Source organism: Rhodoluna sp. (genome assembly GCF_036721215.1).
Taxonomy (GTDB): Bacteria; Actinomycetota; Actinomycetes; order Actinomycetales; family Microbacteriaceae; genus Rhodoluna.
The window spans coordinates 594,090-611,892 of record NZ_DAIMLM010000001.1 but is presented as its reverse complement, the minus strand read 5'-3'; the positions used below and the strand labels follow the sequence as shown (position 1 = coordinate 611,892).

Below are 17,803 nucleotides of genomic sequence, written 5' to 3'. Positions count from 1 at the left end.
GCTAGTTCTCTTCCATTAAATCCAGCATGCCAACACTGAGTCCAGAAAGTTTCATGGTCTTATGCATTGATAGCAAGATGCCCTTGGCGTAGACCTCGTGAGAAGTAACTTCGTGGCGAACATATAGAAACTCATCGGGGCCAGTGAGAGTTACTTCTTGCTCAGCGTGCTTGTCTGGAAGCCGAACGCTCTTGATCGGAATTCCGTTGAACAAGGGGTCCTTAACCGCTCCCGTTTGCTCCAAAGCAGGCTTTCCTTTTCTTGCGTCTGAGATTGCAAGGGATGTGTAAAGAGCAGTTCCGGAAGGGGCATCAATCTTTGTGACGTTGTGAGTCTCAATGATCTCAATCCCGTCAAAATACTTTGAAGCGTCCGCGGCAAACTTGGTGGCTAGAACAGAACCAATTGAAAAATTGGGAACAATCGCAACAACCGCCGATGTTCCAGCCATCTTGGCTCTTATGCGATCAATCTTCTCTTTGCTCCAACCACTGGTTCCAACTAAGAGCCGCAAGTTGTTATCGATTGCGAAATCAACTATTCGCTCGGAAACTTCTGGATTCGTAAAGTCAATTACTAAATCAGCACCGATAGCTTCATTCAAGGAGTTTTCAGAACCCAAGGCGCTATGGAGAGTAAAGGAAGGGTCGTTTTCAATCAAGCCGAGCGTAAGTTGACCCATTCGACCGGAGGCGCCTATCAGGCTAACGCTTGTGCTCACGGTTTCAAACTTACCTTGAGCTAACTTACAAATTGATCAAACATGGCCTGATCAACATCGCCAACAGCCACTAGGGATCTTGGCCGGGAGACTAGGTCGGCCGCCAAGGACTGGACATCGTCTAAGCTCACTTGCTCGAATCGAGACAGCGACTCATCAAGGTCCATAAACTCCCCCGAGACAATTTCCGCGGTAGCTAAGCGGGACATTCTTGCTTGGTTGGTTTCAAACTTCAGCGCTAAGCTGCCTGAGATGTTGCCTTGCGCAAGTTCAAGTTCTGCCCTAGTGATGCCAGCGGTTGCGACCTTTTCTAGCTCTTCAAGCATCAACGAAGTCACTTCAACAGCCTTAGCCGCTGAGCAGCCTGCATACAAACCAAAGGTCGCAGCATCCGAGTAACCCTGGTTGAAAGAGTAAACCGAATAAGCAAGGCCGCGCTTTTCGCGAATCTCTTGAAATAGTCTCGAACTCATTCCGCCACCCAAGACAGTATTTAGTATTCCCATGGCGTGACGCCTTGGGTCATCGACCGATAAGCCTTCAGAGCCAACCAAGATATTGACTTGCGAGATTGGACGGTTTATTACCTTGACCTTTAGCCCACGTGAAATCTTGGCCGGGTGAAGTAGCCTTCTTGCTACTGGCTCAGCAGGAATCGATAGATCCCAACCGGCAGCCAATAAACCTTGCTCCACTAACCTCACTAGCTCTTGGTGATCGACGCTTCCGGCTGCTGCGACCACTAGATCTTGTGGGCGATAGTTTTGCTGGTAGTGCTCCCAGACCGCATCGCGAGTCACAGCAGATATGGTCTCTTGGGTTCCACCAATTGGTCTACCGAGTGGGTGATCTCCCAAAACAGCGGTGGAGAACTCCTCGTGCACCACATCGTGTGGATCGTCATCGTTCATGGCTAGTTCTTCAAGAATTACTGGGCGTTCGTTTTCAAATTCTGTTGGATCAATAAGGCTTGAAGTGAGCATATCGGCGATTACATCAACCGCTATCGGTAGGGCCTTGTCCTGAACTCTGGCGTAGTAGGAAGTGTGCTCTTTACCTGTAGAGGCGTTCGATGAGCCACCAACCGAGTCAAAAGCTACTGCGATATCTAGCGCAGTTCTTTTCTTGGTGCCCTTAAACAAAAGGTGCTCTAGGAAATGGGTGCTTCCAAAGTGGTTATTGGTCTCGTCCCTTGAGCCCACAGCTACCGAGAAGGAAACCGAGACGCTCTGAGCACCAGGGACTTGTTCCGTTAAGACGCGAACACCGCTTGGGAGGACACTTCTGCGAACAGAAGTGCCACCCGAAGCGGTGAACGATAAATCAGATTGTCCTAGTGGGAACAATACTTCAGTCATGTATCCCTGGAGTTACTTGTCTTCGGTCTCAACTGGAGAAAGCGATAGCTTTCCACGGTCATCGATCTTCGAAATTTCAACCTGGATGCGCTGGCCAACTTCTAGAACGTCTTCGACGTTCTCAACTCGCTTGCCACCTGCCATTTTCTTGAGTTCTGAGATGTGTAGCAGTCCATCGCGACCAGGAACCAAGGAAATGAAGGCTCCGAAGGTTGCCAACTTCACAACAGTTCCAAGGAATCGCTCTCCGATTTCTGGAACGTGTGGGTTTGCAATCGCGTTGATAGCAGCCTTAGCAGCTTCTGCAGAAGGTCCGTCAACGGCACCGATGTAAACAGTTCCATCGTCTTCAATCGAGATGTCAGAACCGGTGTCATCCTGGATCTGTTTGATCATCTTGCCCTTAGGGCCGATTACTTCACCGATTTTGTCCAGAGGAATCTTCACCGCGATAACTCGTGGAGCGGTTGGTGCCATCTCATCTGGGGTGCTGATTGCCTGGTTCATGACATCAAGAATCTTGAGTCTTGCTTCTTTGGCCTGCAGTAGCGCTCCATCTAGAACCGAAGCTGGAATTCCATCCAACTTGGTATCTAGCTGAATCGCAGTGATGAACTCGCTGGTACCGGCAACCTTGAAGTCCATGTCTCCCAGCGCATCTTCTGCACCAAGGATGTCTGTCAAGGCCGCGTAGCGGGTCTTGCCATCGATCTGATCGGAGATAAGACCCATCGCGATACCTGCAACCGCTGCGCGAAGTGGAACACCCGCGTTAAGCATTGCAAGAGTAGATGCACAAACAGAACCCATCGAGGTCGATCCGTTGGAACCAAGTGCCTCAGATACCTGACGAATTGCGTATGGGAATTCATCTCTAGCCGGAAGCACAGGCACAAGAGCACGCTCTGCGAGCGCACCGTGACCAATCTCACGTCGCTTCGGGGTTCCCACTCTTCCGGTTTCACCGGTTGAGTAAGGAGGGAAGTTGTAGTTGTGCATGTAACGCTTGGTCTTCACAGGTGACAGTGAGTCAATCTGCTGTTCCATCTTCAACATGTTCAAGGTGGTAACTCCAAGAATCTGAGTTTCGCCACGCTGGAAAATAGCAGAGCCGTGAACCCTAGGGATTACAGCAACTTCTGCATCTAGCTTTCTGATGTCGCGAAGTCCTCGTCCGTCAATACGAATTCCCTCTTCCAAAACGCGCTTTCTCATAACCTTCTTGGTTACAGACTTGTAAGCGGCGCTAAACATAGCCATGTCTTCTTCAGAAACAGAAGAAGCAAGCTTCTCTTTGACAGATGCCTTGTAAGCGTCATCTTGATCCTGACGAGACTGCTTGTCTGCAACCTGGTAGATCTTGGCTAGCTCTGCTTCGGTTTCTTTCTCAACCAATGCGTAGAACTCATCTGTGTAAGGCAAGAACACTGGGTAGTCGGCACTCTCGCGAGATGCTACCTTGGCTAGCTCCTGCTGAGCCTTGATTAGCTGCATGATGAAAGGCTTAGAAGCTAGCAGTCCTTCAGATACAACTTCCTCACTTGGAGCAGTTGCACCTTCAGACTTGATCAGATCCCAAGCGTTTTCAGAGGCTTCGGCTTCGACCATCATGATTGCGATGTCTTCTTTACCGTCTTCGATAATCTGACGCCCAGCAACAACCATGTTGAATACTGCGCGGTCTAGCTGAGAGTGCTTCGGGAATGCAACCCACTGGCCATCGATAAGTGCTACTCGCACTCCACCAATTGGACCAGAAAAAGGCAATCCAGCAATCTGGGTAGACATAGAAGCTGCGTTGATAGCTAATACGTCGTAAAGCTCGTCCGGCTCGATGGACATTACTGTCACAACAACCTGAATTTCGTTTCTTAGACCATCAACAAACGATGGGCGAAGTGGGCGGTCAATTAGTCGACATGCCAAAATTGCCTCGGTTGATGGGCGTCCCTCACGACGGAAGAATGATCCCGGGATTCGGCCCGCGGCATACATTCTTTCCTCAACGTCGATAGTCAATGGGAAGAAGTCGAACTGATCCTTTGGCTGCTTGCTTGCGCTAGTTGCCGAAAAGAGCATTGTTTCGCCGTCTAGGTAGATGGCTGCTGAACCTTGCGCCTGTTGCGCGAGTCTTCCAGCTTCAAAGCGAATGGTTCGCTTTCCGTACTTGCCGTTGTCAATTACTGCTTCGGCTGATTTAATTTCTGGACCTTCCATGGTCCCTCCTCTTAGTTCTTGTAATGCGCACTTATTTCACCCAACTGTTGGGTAAATGCGCATAGCGAGAATGAGGCGAGAGATTTTTTGCTTCTCAAGACTTGAAAAGCGTGCCTGATCGTCAGTAGAAAAACTTGGGATTTCCCAAGATCCACCACCGAGGACCAGCAAACCTATCCTCATCGCTCTATATGAGCCTAACAGGGCAGGGCAAAATTGCCTAGGAATCTAGGTCAATAACAGTGTTTTGCTAGTTAGCGGCGGATACCTAGGCGCTCAATTAGAGCACGGTAGCGACCAATGTCAACCTTCTGCAAGTAACCAAGCAATCTACGACGCTGACCTACTAGCAGTAGCAATCCACGACGAGAGTGGTGGTCATGCTTGTGCTCCTTTAGGTGCTCGGTTAGATCCTTTACGCGCTGGGTCAATACAGCAATCTGAACTTCAGGAGAACCGGTGTCACCTGGGTGAGTTGCATACTGCTGAATAATGTCGTTTTTAACTTTTGCATCTAGTGACATGGTGTCTTCCTTCTATTCGCTGCGCGGCGCAAAAACATTGAGTTATTTGCTCTATCTATCCGCGGCCGATACACGGCAACCCCAAAAGCTTACTCTAGGAAGCCGCCCTGACGCCAGCCCAAGAATCTATTCGGCGTAGCGGTTGCCATCTTCCTTAGATTTACTGCGCTTCAGGCACAAAACCAACAGAAAAACTTGCACAGCAAACGCCAGCAAGAGTGCTGGAACGAAGTAGGAAATCAAGGTAACTAAAGTCTCAATATCTGGGGTAACAACGTTTTCAAGATAGCTGATAACTCCAACCACGCCATAGACAAAAGGCACAATTGGCAACAATAGGGACCACAGCCACTTACCCGACCAACCGGCGTCTCGAATTCGTCTGGAAGTTATCGCAAGAGATGGAATCAGTATGACAATTGCGAAGATATTTGAAAAAGGGGTTGGCTGGTTTAGCGCTACCAGCACATCATCGGTTTCAACTGGGGGCCAAATAACCGAATCGATGGTTCCAAGGACAAGGGTCATCAAAACACTGAATAGCACGAAGTACCAATACTGAGCCCTGGTGCTCACACCACGAAACTGTGCGAAGTTCACGAACGCCGATTTCACGGCTCCAGCAAAAGTTACTTTCATTTCATCCCTAACTGTTTTCTGACTACTTCTAAATCTAGATTGATTTGGGCAACAAGTGAGTCAACCCCATCAAATTTCTCCACGGGTCTCACAAAGTCAATAAACTCCAAGGTCACTTCCTTGTCGTAAAGATCAAGCTCGGTTTCGTCCAAGACGTGCGATTCCACAAGCCTCGGTACCGCCTGAAAGGTCTCGTTGATGCCAACCGAGTGGGCTGCCGGATACCTGATGCCTTCAGACACTAACCATCCGGAATAGACGCCATCTAGTGGAAGATAACCTTCTGCCGCGCGCGATAAGTTCGCAGTCGGGAAGCCGATTTTTCTTCCAATCTTCAAGCCGTGCTCCACAATTCCAACCGCCACATGAACTCTTCCGAGCAGCCTGGCTACAGCCGACACATTTCCTTCGTCCAGGAGGTTTCTTACCCTTGTAGTGGATACAGTCTCGCCATCGATTTCAATTGGCTTCACTTCGAAAACACTAAAGCCATAATGCTGTCCTAGCTCTCGTAAGGTCTGGGTGTCCCCCGAACCTTGATTGCCGAATCGAAAACCTTGGCCGACCATAACCACCTGGGCATGCAAAGTATCAACCAAGATCTCTTTCACAAACTGCTCAGGAGTTTTGCTAGCAAGTGCTTGATTAAACTCGAGCTCGACTAAAACCGCTGCGCCGAGAGATTCAATTAAAGAATGCTTTTGAGACTTACCAATAATTGGCAACTTTGCCCGATCTGGGCGAAGCAGATGATCTGGGTGCCTATCAAAAGTCACTACCGTTGGCACCAGTGATGCATCCTTGGCGGCTTGAATCAAGTTTGAAAACAGCGACTGATGCCCCAAGTGGAGGCAGTCAAACTTGCCAATGGTTACGGCTGTTTTTCCGATATCGGATGGAACATCTGAAAGAACTGAATAAGTCTGCAAGCTAGTTGCCTCGTTTTGCTTTTCGAATCCAAATCAAACCAAGAATCGGAAGAACCAGAGGCAAGTAGCCATAGCCGGAGCCAAAGCCTGACCAAACGCTGGCGTGATCAAAAAGCTCTGGCGCAACAAAAGAAAGCGTTCCAACGCCAAGTACTCCAACCAGTTCAAAAACAACAGCCCCAATCGCAACTTTGTTCCAGGTCATTCCAGACCTAGCCAAAGAAACGGTTGCGAGAATGTAAACCAGAGCGCTAAGCAGTGAAAGTGAATACGCCAGTGGCGCCTCTTCAAATTTTGTAACGACCTGAAAGCTAGCTCGAGCGGTTGAGGACACAGCAAAGACTGCATAAACCAAAATGAGCAGCCTGCCAACGCCGAGCGATCTCGAGGATTTTGTCAATCTAGAAGCCTTACTCTTTCTTGGTTAGTAACTGCCGGTCCAGATTTGGTGCATGCGAACTAACATCACGGCAACAGTCAAAGCAGCAACACCCAGAATCATTGTTGACCAGCGGTTTCTTTCCACCAGACCCCAAAATCCTGCTCCGATAGGAACCATGATCGCTACCAACAGGTACGCGAAGTACTCGACGGTATCCAGAGCTGCACTCGCCCCGCCACTAACCACAGCAATGGAAACTACGAACTGGCCTATAAGACCAAGCAAGACAAGAGCCAGCGATCCGATGCTCCACAAACTCGGCAGCTTCTTCATGGCGCCAAGAGTTACGGAAAACATCCCTGCCGCCACGGCAACCCAGAGCTGAGCTAGATAGAACCACTCAATCATTTTTTTCTCCTTGGAAGACCACAACTGATTTTAAGTCAGTTTTCACACCCTCCAGGACAGCAACTAGCTTTCCTGACGTTGAAAGCCCTGCAGCTAGGCCAGTAACCTCTGACTTAGCTGTGATTCGCTTGCCATGAATCAAATCTGTAACTTCTGATTCCGTTAGCTCAATAACTGGAAAGAGTTGCTTGGCGGCCGTCGCTAACTCTGTTAGCCGTAATTCACTGAGTTCTTCAATCGAGTTGGCCTCATTTACATCAAAATGCCCAACCTTGGTTCTGCGAAGTGCCGTGATGTGACCACCAACACCCAAAGAGGCACCAAGATCCCGAGCCAAGGCTCGGATGTAGGTTCCAGAGGAGCACTCCACTTTAACTTCCACATCCAAGAATCCAGAAACTCTGGCTACTGAGAGCATTTCGAAGCGGTAGATGGTTACCTCACGAGCCTTTAGCTCGACCTCTTCACCTGCTCGAACAAGGTCATAAGCTCTCTTGCCGTCTACCTTTATGGCACTGACCGAAGAGGGAGTTTGCATAAGTACACCAGTTAGCTTGGCAATCTCACGGGCAATATCCTCATCGCTAAGTTTTGCTATTTCTTCTGCGCTGAAAGAGGCGATTACTTCCGATTCGGAATCATCGGAAATCGTTTGCTGGCCAAGTCGAATGGTTGCTTCATAGGTTTTGTCGGCACCGACCAAAAAGGTAAGTAATTTGGTTCCAGATTCAATGCCAAGAACTAATAGACCGGTTGCTAGTGGATCAAGGGTTCCGGCGTGGCCGACCTTCTTGGTCCCAACCGCCTTGCGCACTTTGGCAACAACATCATGGCTGGTCCAGCTAGTTGGTTTATCAATCAAAACCAAACCTGGGGTGGCCAAGATTAGTCCTGATCTTCTTGGATCTTTGGTTCCTTGTAAGGGTTTAGCTCCCCCGCATAGTTTGCTGAAGCTGCAATCTTGGCAACCTGAGCGTCTCTGGCTCTAGCTTCTGCCAGTAAATCGTTTAGGTGAGCTGCGTTTTCAGGAAGTTCATCGGCAATGAATTCGAGAGTCGGTGTAAGGCGAATAGAAAGGTTATGACCAACATCGCCTCGAATCCGACCAGTGTTTCTTTTGATAATCTCGTTTGATCTAGCGCGGTCTTCATCGGAGCCGTAGACGGTGTAAAAGATCTGTGCGTGCTGTAAATCTGGAGTCACTTTTACTTCAGTGAGTGTGACAAAACCCAGATCTGGGTCTTTCACGGTTTTCTCCAAAGACTCTGCCACCAAAACCTTGATACGTTCGGCGAGCTTGCGAGCGCGAGCTACATCGACCATTTCTAGACCCTAGGCTTCTCGCGCATCTCGAAGGTCTCAATGATGTCCTCGAGTTGCAAGTCGTTGAATCCAGCAAGACCAATTCCACACTCGAAGTCGGTCTTGACTTCGCTAGCGTCGTCCTTGAATCTCTTGAGTGATTCGACCTTGACGTTGTCGATAATGACCTCGCCACCGCGAAGCACCCTGGCCAAAGCGTTTCTCTTGATTGATCCAGATCGAACAATCGATCCAGCGATTGTTCCCACCTTGGAAGACTTGAATAGTTCGCGAACCTCAGCTGTTCCAAGCTGGAATTCTTCGTATTCAGGCTTGAGCATGCCCTTCAGAGACTTCTCAATGTCTTCTAGGGCTGCGTAGATTACCGAGTAGAAACGGATGTCAACACCCTCACGGTCGGCTCTTTCCTTCGCCTTGTTATCTGGGCGAACGTTGAATCCGATGATGATTGCGTTATCAACAGTTGCTAGGTTCACGTCGGACTCGGTCACGGCACCAACACCACGGTGGATAATGCGAAGCTGAACGGAATCGTCGATTTCAATCTTGAGTAGTGAGTCTTCCAGAGCTTCAACGGCACCGGACACATCTCCCTTGATAACCAAGTTGAGCGATTCGACCTTGCCGTCTTCAAGCGCCTTGCTGAAGTCTTCTAGGCTGACGCGCTTTCTGGTCTTGGCAAGAAGTGCATTTCGATCGGCTGCCTCACGCTTTTCAGCAATTTGTCTAGCCTGACGCTCATCTTCGGTAACAACAAAGGTGTCTCCCGCGCGAGGAACACTCTGAAGCCCCAGTACCTGAACAGGTCTCGAAGGTGTTGCTTGCTCTACCGCTTCGCCATCTTCGTTGAACATCGCACGCACACGACCGTGAGCACTACCAGCAACGATTGAGTCACCGACGCTCAATGTTCCAGACTGAATCAATACTGTTGCAACCGCTCCGCGTCCCTTGTCTAGGTTTGCTTCGATAGCAACACCGCGAGCGTCCTTGTTTGGGTTCGCGCGCATATCAAGTGCTGCGTCAGCAGTAAGAAGCACTGCGTCCAATAGCTCAGTAATTCCCTGCTTCTTCAAAGCAGATACAGGCACAAACATGACGTCACCGCCATACTCTTCAGCAACCAGGTTGAACTCGGTTAGCTGCTGCTTGACCTTGTCTGGGTTGGCACCTTCTTTATCAATCTTGTTTATCGCAACCACAATTGGTACACCTGCAGACTGGGCGTGGTTTAGTGCCTCAATGGTTTGAGGCATAACGCCATCGTCAGCTGCAACAACCAAGATTGCGATGTCGGTTACCTGAGCACCACGAGCTCGCATCGCTGTGAAGGCCTCGTGACCTGGGGTATCAATAAAGGTAATGGCTCGATCTATGCCCTCGTGGGTGGTGTGCACCTGGTAGGCACCGATGTGCTGAGTGATTCCACCAGCCTCACCAGCTTGAACGTTGGCGTTACGAATTGAGTCCAGAAGTGCAGTCTTTCCGTGGTCAACGTGACCCATAACGGTAACTACCGGTGGGCGACTAACCAGGTCTTCTTCTTCGTCGTCGTAATCAGCTGAAACATCCAAACCAAAGCCCTCAAATAGCTCGCGCTCTTCGTCTTCTGGAGAAACAACCTCAATCTTGTAACCAAGCTCATCTCCAAGAATCTGGAAAGTTTCTTCATCTAGCGACGCGGTAGCTGTTGCCATCTGACCAAGTGCAAATAGCACTGTGATTAGCTGACCAGCATTGGCATCAATCTTGTCGGCAAAGTCCTGAATCGACGCTCCGCGGCGCAATCTGATTACTGTTGTGCCATCTCCTCTTGGGACAACTGCTCCACCAAGACTTGGAATACTTCTTTGTTCAAATTCTTCTCTCTTGGCGCGCTTTGACTTTCTGGCCTTAGATTGACCTCTTGCGCCACCTTTACCAAAAGCACCTGCTGTACCGCCGCCAACTCCGCGACCTCTTCCACCCGCTGAAGGACGACCTGGGAAACCTCCCGGTGCTCCGCCACCCAATCCTGGTTTCGCAGATCCAAATCCTGGACGTGCGCCTCCGGCACCACCTGGTCTTGAACCACCTGGTCGAAATTCGCCACCTTCTGGTCTAGAGCCAGGTCGAGCTGAACCCGGTCGAGCTGTTCCAGGTCTTGCCATACCTTGTGAGGCGTTGAATGGATTGTTTCCAGGTCTTGTCATTGGACGAGGAATGCCCATTCCCTGACTGGATGCAAACGGGTTATTTCCAGGTCTTGGAATACCCGGAGTGGTTGGGGAAACTTTTGGCTCTTTCGGAGCATCGGTAATCGAGCTCGGTGCAAGACGAGATGTTTTTGGCTTTACTTCTTTTGCGGTCTCAGCGGGAACAACGGTCTCTTCTTCTGCAACTGGAGCATCGGCTTTTGCTTTTGGAGCGGCTTTGGGTTTGGCAACTTTTTTCTCTTTAGGCTTGGCGTCAGGAAACGCAGCGCGCAGCTTCTTAGCCACTGGAGGTGCGATTGTTGAAGATCCAGATTTGACGTATTCGCCAAGTTCTTCTAATTTGGCCAAAGCCACCTTGGTGTCAATGCCAAGTTCTTTAGCTACGTCGTAAACACGTGGTAGCGCCACTTACTTCTCCTGTCTGGGCCTTCCCAAACAGGGCAGGCCATTAAAGCTGTTGGATACTCATTTCGAGCTACTCATTTATTTGCCAACATCTTTTCTACCCGTTCTAGTTTTTTCGTTTTGAATCAGAAAGTTGGCCATTTGGGACCAAATTGATTCGTTCCCTATTCTAGCCCCAAAGGGCGAAAGCGCTCTAGTCGCCTTCGAGAATACTGTCAGGCTGAATATCTATCTTGGCCCCGGTCAACTTGGCGGCCAAGCGGGCATTTTGACCCTCTTTACCGATAGCGAGAGAGAGCTGGAAATCGGGGACCAGTACCCGCACCTGGCGCTCTTCGGCATTGATCATATAAGCACTCGATGCCTTGGCTGGGGACAAAGCCTGAGTTACAAACTCCGTCAAATCCTCGGAATAGTCCACAATGTCAATCTTTTCGTCGTTTAGCTCCGACTGGACGGCCCTAACCCGCTGGCCAAGTTCTCCAATGCAAGCTCCCTTGGCATTGATGGCAGGGTCCTTTGCTCGAACGGCAATCTTGGTGCGGTGCCCTGCTTCTCTGGCAACCGAAACAATCTCAACTACACCTTCAGCAATTTCTGGAACCTCAAGTGCAAAGAGTTTTCTAACCAATCCGGGGTGGGTTCTAGAAACAGTGACCTGAGGGCCCTTGGTGCCTTTGGAAACGTTGGTCACGTAAACGCGAATTCTTTTGCCGTGGGCATAGTCCTCACCTGGAACTTGCTCTTCTGGGGGCATGATGGCCTCAATTGATCCAAGGTCAACATAGACCATGTATTGGCGCTGACCCTGCTGGATTGTTCCAGCAACTATGTCGCCGTCTTTACCCTTGAACTCACCAAAGACACCTTCGTCGTTAATCTCCCGCAATCTGGTGGCAATAACCTGCTTGGCAGCCCCCGCGGCAATTCGACCAAAGTTTTCCGGCGTGGCTTCGGTTTCTCCAGTTTGATTGCCTTCTTCATCAAGCACGGCTGTGAAGATAAGAACGTGGCCGGTTTGTTGATCCAGGTGGGCGCGGGCTTTATCGGTGTTACCGATGTTGCGGTGGTAGGCGGCTAGCACGGCGGCCTCAATGATTTCAACAAGCTCCTTGAAAGGAATCTCGTTCTCGCGCTCAATGTTTTTTAGAACACTTAGGTCGATGTCCACTTGCAACACCTCCAAAAGTTCTTATTTGACTGCAGACAAAACAGAGTCTAGCTTGATAGCCGCTCTTTCCCCAGTCCTTCTGTTCCACAGTTCAACTTCGCCAGTTTCAAGACCCTTACCAACAATCACCACAGTTGGAATTCCGATCAACTCAGCATCCGAGAACTTAACTCCAGGAGACACCTTGGCTCGATCATCCAACAAAACTGTCTTTCCGGCGCTCTCAATTTCAGCAGCTAGTTTCTCCGCTGCTTGATAAACCGCATCGTCTTTACCGGCTGCAACGACGTGCACATCAGCAGGACTGACCGACTTTGGCCAAATAAGGCCCTTGTCATCGTTATTGGCTTCGGCCAAAACCGCAACCAAGCGGGTCACTCCGATTCCATAGGAGCCCATTGTGACAGTCACAAGCTTGCCGTTTTCGTCCAATACTTTTAGGTCAAGTGCCTCCGCGTATTTTCTACCCAGCTGGAAAACGTGACCGATTTCAATACCTCTTGCCAGCTCGAGTTCCCCAGAACCATCGGGGGCCAAATCACCCGCACGAACCTCCGCGATGTCGGCAACACCATCGGCACTAAAGTCGCGACCCATAACCAAACCAAAAACGTGCTTTTCGTTTTCGTTGGCTCCGGTTACCCAAGAGCTTCCTTTGACTACCCTCGGGTCAACTAGATACTTCATGCCAGCTGTAGCTTTTGCACCAAGGAATTGAGCACCCGCTTTTGTTGGGCCAATGTATCCCTTGACTAGAACTTTGTGCTTGGCAAAATCTTCATCGGTTGCTTGTGCTACCTGGTCGGTTCCAAAGAAAGCTTCAGCTCGTTTTTGGTCAACTTCACGATCTCCTGGAATACCGACAATCACAATCTCTGTCTTGCCTTCGGCTGAGGTGACAGCGAGCACAACATTCTTCAACGTGTCAGCTGCACTCCAACTCGAGCCATCATGTTTTTTGACCTTGGCGTTAGCTAATTCCACGAGAGTCTTAATCGTTGGTGTGTTAGGTGAATCGTGAACTTCGGCTGCAGGTAACTTAGAAAAATCAATCTCCGCAGGTGCAACGCTCTTGACTGCTTCAACGTTTGCCGCGTAACCGCCCGCAGATCGAACAAAAGTGTCTTCCCCGATTGGTGAAGGCGATAGGAACTCTTCCGATTTAGATCCACCCATCGCTCCCGCGTCAGCTTTGACGATCACATACTCCACACCCAACCTGGTGAAGATGCGCTCGTAAGCCGCGCGCTGCGCTTGATAGGCAACTTCCAATCCTTCGTCGTTCACATCGAAGCTGTAAGCGTCTTTCATGACAAATTCGCGACCGCGCAATAATCCAGCACGAGGCCTAGCCTCATCGCGATACTTGTTTTGTATTTGATACAAAGAAAGTGGCAGGTCTTTATAGCTTGAGTAAAGATCTTTCACCAACAGGGTGAATACTTCTTCATGGGTTGGAGCCAACAGATAGTCAGCCTTTTTTCGGTCTTGAAGCCTAAACAAGTTATCGCCATATTCGCTCCAGCGACCGGTTACCTCATATGGCTCTCTTGGCAAAAGAGCCGGAAAAAACACTTCTTGAGAGCCGGCTGCAGCCATTTCCTCGCGGATAATCTTCTCGATTTTGGCCTTGACCATAAGCCCTAGCGGAAGCCAGGTGTAAATACCTGGAGCTGCGCGTCTTATGTAACCTGCTCGAAGCAAAAGTCTGTGACCTTGAACATCAGCGTCAGAAGGATCTTCTCGCAGGGTGCGAAGGAAGAGTTGGCTTAGACGGATAGGCATGGGCTCAATGTTACCGCCAGGAGGCTACTTGTCTTTGACTAAAACCTGCGGTGAGCCAACAAGTGCTGGATCCATCTCAGCTGCCAAGCGGTTGGCTTCCTCAATCAAGGTCGCGACAATCTCGGACTCAGGCACTGTTTTGATAACTTCACCCTTCACAAATATCTGGCCCTTGCCATTACCCGACGCAACACCAAGATCTGCCTCTCGTGCTTCACCCGGGCCATTCACGACACAACCCATAACTGCAACTCGAAGTGGAACAGTTAGTTTCTCAAGTCCTGCAGTTACGTCGTTAGCGAGTTTGTAAACATCAACCTGAGCGCGACCACAGCTTGGGCAGCTAACAATTTCTAGCTTGCGTGGCCTGAGATTCAGTGATTCCAAAATCTGAGAGCCTACTTTGATTTCCTCGGCCGGTGGAGCAGAAAGTGAAACCCTAATTGTGTCGCCAATTCCTTTTGAAAGAAGTGCGCCAAAAGCTACTGATGACTTTATTGTCCCTTGGAAGGAAGGTCCTGCTTCAGTGACTCCAAGGTGAAGTGGCCAGTCACCTCTTTCAGCAAGCAATTCGTAAGCGCGAACCATAACAACAGGGTCGTTGTGTTTTACGGAAATCTTGAAGTCGTGAAAGTCGTGCTCTTCAAACAAGCTAGCTTCCCAAACGGCAGATTCAACCAAAGCTTCCGGGGTTGCCTTGCCATACTTTTCCAAAAGTCTTGGATCTAGCGAGCCTGCATTGACGCCAATTCGAATAGATACTCCGGCGTCCTTAGCAGCTTTTGCAATTGGACCAATTTGGTTATCAAACTGTCTGATGTTTCCTGGGTTCACTCGAACCGCACCGCAACCTGCGTCAATTGCTTGAAATACATATTTTGACTGGAAGTGAATGTCAGCAATCACCGGGATCTGAGATTTTTTCGCGATGATATGTAGCACATCAGCGTCATCTTGTGATGGGCAGGCAACTCGCACGATGTCACAACCAGAGGCAGTGAGCTCCGCAATCTGCTGCAAGGTTCCATTGATGTCAGTAGTTGGAGTCGTCGTCATCGACTGAACCGAGATCGGAGCCTCGCTACCAACTTGCACTTTGCCAACCATGATTTGCCTGGTTTTGCGCCGAGGAGTAAGTACAGGTGGTGGCGGCTTTGGTAGGCCTAGGTTTACAGCTGGCACATTGCTCCTCGAATAAAGGTTCTTAGCCCTTTAAGCATACGCAGGCCAACTGGGTTTACTGAAATAGCCCTAGCCGAATAGGGATATTGGGTTGATTAGGTCCGCGGTAATCAATAAAAGCGATACGGCCATCAGCGCGATAAACACCACCCAGGTAAGTGGCATCAATAAAGCAGTGTCCGCCGGCCCTGGATCTTTTTTGCCCAAGACTTTGTAAACACCGCGCTTTATGCTCTCGTAAACTCCCCCGGCTACGTGACCGCCATCTAGAGGGAGAAGTGGCAACATGTTGAAAACAAAAAGCGCAAAGTTCAAAGATCCAAGAATTGAAATGCCGGTGGCAAGCTTGTCTGAAAAGTCGGTTTGCTCCGACGCGGCAACTTCTCCAGCTATTGCCCCGATTCCGACAATCGAAATTGGTCCATTTGGATCGCGCTCACCGTAACCAAGTGTGGAAGCAGTAACTTCAAAAATCTTTTGCGGAAGTTGCAAAATCAGCTGCCCAATTTGTAGCATCGCATTTCCTGAAGCTTGTAAAGAAGACCCAATTGAAACTGGAATTCTCTCAGGGATCAGAAACACTCCAAGAAATGGCTGCGGAGCAGTTAGCACTTCTCCATTGTCATCAAGAATTGGGGTGCCGAGGTTGTCAAACTGTGGCCGCTGTTGAATTACAGCACTTACCGTCAGAGAAACTAATGCATCTTTTCTTTTGACTTCGAGCTCGACAGTTGGAGTCTCGGTAAGAATCTGCCTTATCTGAACCCAGTCCTCTGCTGGTTTTCCATCAACAGAAACAATTTCATCGCCTGCCTTGAGTCCAGCTATGTGAGCCGGGGTTTGCTCGGAAGCTGTGCAACTGGTTTGGGTGGAGTCTAAGCAAACCGAAACAGCTTCTATTTTTAGTGAAGATTGAAATACCCCAAAGCCCGACAAAGAAATCACCGTAAGCACAATCCCAAGAACCAAGTTCATAAACGGTCCACCGAGCATGATGATCATGCGCTTGCCTACTGGTAGCTGGTAGAACTTGCGGTTTTTGTCCTTAGGGGTTTCTTCCTCGGAATGAGCAAGCCTTGCCTGGGCAATCATGTCTGGAAAGAATCCAGTTTTAGTTTCAGGCTTTTTTGCCGGTGGGTACATACCCAGCATTGCTATGTAGCCGCCTAGCGGAATGGCCTTTACCCCGTATTCGGTTTCGCCTTTTTTCCTCGAAAACAAGGTTGGGCCAAAACCAATCATGTACTTGGTTACCTTTACCCCAAAGGCCTTGGCAGGAATGAGATGGCCAAGTTCGTGCAATCCGATCGAAACTGCAACGCCGAAGATAATGAAAACAATTCCAGCCAGGTACCAAAGAGTTTCGCTCACAAAACCAATCTACTTCACGCTACCGACCAAGCTTGCTGGGCTATTCACATTCTGGGGAAACTAACAGGCCTTAGCAATCTGAGCATCGGTTCTATCCCTTGCCCACGTCTCAGCTGCCAAGACACTTTCTAGACTCAACTGCGAATCCGGTTCGTGTGCATCCACTGCTCTTTCAATCAACTCTGTGATTTGATCAAACGAAATCAGCCCGGCGTGAAATGCTGCGACCGCCTGTTCGTTGCTGGCGTTGTAAACAGCTGGGTAGCTCTTGCCGAGCTTTCCAACCTGCCTTGCAAGCTTCACAGCACTAAAGACATTCTCATCTAGTGGATCAAACTGCCAGCTGTGAGATTTACTCCAGTCAATGGGCGAAGAAACTTCTGCAATTCGCTCTGGCCAACTAAATCCCAGTGCAATTGGAAGTTTCATATCCGGCGGTGAGGCCTGAGCAATAACCGAACCATCAACAAACTCCACCATGGAGTGAATAACAGACTGTGGGTGGACCGTGACTTCGATGCGCTCAAATGGAATGTCAAACAGCAAGTGCGCTTCGATTAGTTCTAACCCCTTGTTCACCATCGAGGCGGAGTTTGTAGTTACCACTTGACCCATTACCCAAGTTGGGTGTGCAAGAGCTTGCGCGGGGGTGACAGCTTGCAGCTGCTGCTTAGTAAAGCCCCTAAAGGGTCCGCCCGATGCGGTAAGGATAAGTTTTTTGACTTCAGTGAAAGATCCCGCACGAAGACACTGGGCAATTGCTGAATGCTCGGAATCAACCGGAACAATCTGACCGGGCTTAGCTAAATCTTTGACTAACTGCCCTCCAACAATTAACGACTCTTTGTTGGCAAGAGCAAGAGTTTTTCCGGTTCGAAGCGCCGCGAGGGTTGGAGCGAGACCAATTGAACCCGTGATGCCGTTTAGGACAACATCGGCGTCAGTTTCTGAAACCAGCTTTGTGGCACCTTCTGCACCCAGCACCGCCTGGGAGGAAGAAAGTCCGAAATGTTCGCGTTGTGCTTCTAGGTCCTTAGAATTGGACCCCGCTGCCAGCCCAACAACTTTGAATTTTTCAGGGTTTTTATTGATTACCTCAATGGCTTGGGTACCAATTGACCCAGTAGATCCAAGGATTATGACGTGGCGCATTTATCAATAATGGCATGCTGGGGCTATCAATTGGGCTGGCG

Annotated in this window: 16 protein-coding genes; all 16 read right to left on the bottom strand. The window is 49.6% G+C overall.

Annotated features, from left to right (window positions below):
• Position 1: 1 nt before the first annotated feature.
• Positions 2-721 carry a 4-hydroxy-tetrahydrodipicolinate reductase gene (gene dapB, locus AC9UCN_RS03105; RefSeq protein WP_509523579.1) on the bottom strand — a complete coding sequence of 240 codons (720 nt, stop codon included), beginning with the start codon at positions 719-721 and terminating at the stop codon, positions 2-4.
• A 20-nt stretch (positions 722-741) separates the two neighbouring features.
• Complete coding sequence (locus AC9UCN_RS03100; RefSeq protein WP_509523577.1) at positions 742-2,079, bottom strand: M16 family metallopeptidase; 1,338 nt, start codon at positions 2,077-2,079, stop codon at positions 742-744.
• 12 nt (positions 2,080-2,091) lie between these two features.
• Positions 2,092-4,296 carry a polyribonucleotide nucleotidyltransferase gene (locus AC9UCN_RS03095; protein ID WP_509523575.1) on the bottom strand — a complete coding sequence of 735 codons (2,205 nt, stop codon included), beginning with the start codon at positions 4,294-4,296 and terminating at the stop codon, positions 2,092-2,094.
• 254 nt (positions 4,297-4,550) lie between these two features.
• Positions 4,551-4,820, bottom strand: coding sequence for a 30S ribosomal protein S15 (rpsO, locus tag AC9UCN_RS03090; protein ID WP_509523573.1), 270 nt, complete (start codon positions 4,818-4,820; stop codon positions 4,551-4,553).
• Positions 4,821-4,946: 126 nt separating this feature from the next.
• Positions 4,947-5,459 carry a DUF805 domain-containing protein gene (locus AC9UCN_RS03085; protein WP_509523572.1) on the bottom strand — a complete coding sequence of 171 codons (513 nt, stop codon included), beginning with the start codon at positions 5,457-5,459 and terminating at the stop codon, positions 4,947-4,949.
• Positions 5,456-6,388 carry a bifunctional riboflavin kinase/FAD synthetase gene (locus AC9UCN_RS03080; RefSeq protein WP_509523570.1) on the bottom strand — a complete coding sequence of 311 codons (933 nt, stop codon included), beginning with the start codon at positions 6,386-6,388 and terminating at the stop codon, positions 5,456-5,458. The genes AC9UCN_RS03085 and AC9UCN_RS03080 overlap by 4 nt, the downstream gene beginning before the upstream one ends.
• A gap of 1 nt (position 6,389) precedes the next feature.
• Positions 6,390-6,788, bottom strand: coding sequence for a hypothetical protein (locus tag AC9UCN_RS03075; RefSeq protein WP_509523568.1), 399 nt, complete (start codon positions 6,786-6,788; stop codon positions 6,390-6,392).
• Between the two features lie 24 nt (positions 6,789-6,812).
• Positions 6,813-7,178, bottom strand: a complete 366-nt coding sequence (locus tag AC9UCN_RS03070; protein WP_509523567.1) for a hypothetical protein — start codon at positions 7,176-7,178, stop codon at positions 6,813-6,815.
• Positions 7,171-8,061, bottom strand: a complete 891-nt coding sequence (gene truB, locus AC9UCN_RS03065; protein ID WP_509523566.1) for a tRNA pseudouridine(55) synthase TruB — start codon at positions 8,059-8,061, stop codon at positions 7,171-7,173. The genes AC9UCN_RS03070 and truB overlap by 8 nt, the downstream gene beginning before the upstream one ends.
• Positions 8,062-8,063: 2 nt before the next feature.
• Positions 8,064-8,501: a 30S ribosome-binding factor RbfA gene (gene rbfA, locus AC9UCN_RS03060; RefSeq protein WP_509523564.1), complete on the bottom strand. Its 438-nt coding sequence runs from the start codon at positions 8,499-8,501 to the stop codon at positions 8,064-8,066.
• A gap of 2 nt (positions 8,502-8,503) precedes the next feature.
• Complete coding sequence (infB, locus tag AC9UCN_RS03055; RefSeq protein WP_509523562.1) at positions 8,504-11,104, bottom strand: translation initiation factor IF-2; 2,601 nt, start codon at positions 11,102-11,104, stop codon at positions 8,504-8,506.
• Positions 11,105-11,294: 190 nt separating this feature from the next.
• On the bottom strand, positions 11,295-12,272 hold the full coding sequence (gene nusA / locus AC9UCN_RS03050; RefSeq protein ID WP_509523560.1) for a transcription termination factor NusA: 978 nt from the start codon (positions 12,270-12,272) through the stop codon (positions 11,295-11,297).
• A 21-nt stretch (positions 12,273-12,293) separates the two neighbouring features.
• Complete coding sequence (locus AC9UCN_RS03045) at positions 12,294-14,057, bottom strand: proline--tRNA ligase (RefSeq protein WP_509523559.1); 1,764 nt, start codon at positions 14,055-14,057, stop codon at positions 12,294-12,296.
• 24 nt (positions 14,058-14,081) lie between these two features.
• Positions 14,082-15,239 carry a flavodoxin-dependent (E)-4-hydroxy-3-methylbut-2-enyl-diphosphate synthase gene (ispG, locus tag AC9UCN_RS03040; protein ID WP_509523557.1) on the bottom strand — a complete coding sequence of 386 codons (1,158 nt, stop codon included), beginning with the start codon at positions 15,237-15,239 and terminating at the stop codon, positions 14,082-14,084.
• Positions 15,240-15,308: 69 nt separating this feature from the next.
• On the bottom strand, positions 15,309-16,610 hold the full coding sequence (locus tag AC9UCN_RS03035) for a M50 family metallopeptidase (RefSeq protein WP_509523555.1): 1,302 nt from the start codon (positions 16,608-16,610) through the stop codon (positions 15,309-15,311).
• A 60-nt stretch (positions 16,611-16,670) separates the two neighbouring features.
• Entirely contained in the window at positions 16,671-17,762 is a 1,092-nt protein-coding gene (gene dxr, locus AC9UCN_RS03030; RefSeq protein WP_509523554.1) for a 1-deoxy-D-xylulose-5-phosphate reductoisomerase, read from the bottom strand.
• Positions 17,763-17,803: the final 41 nt, after the last annotated feature.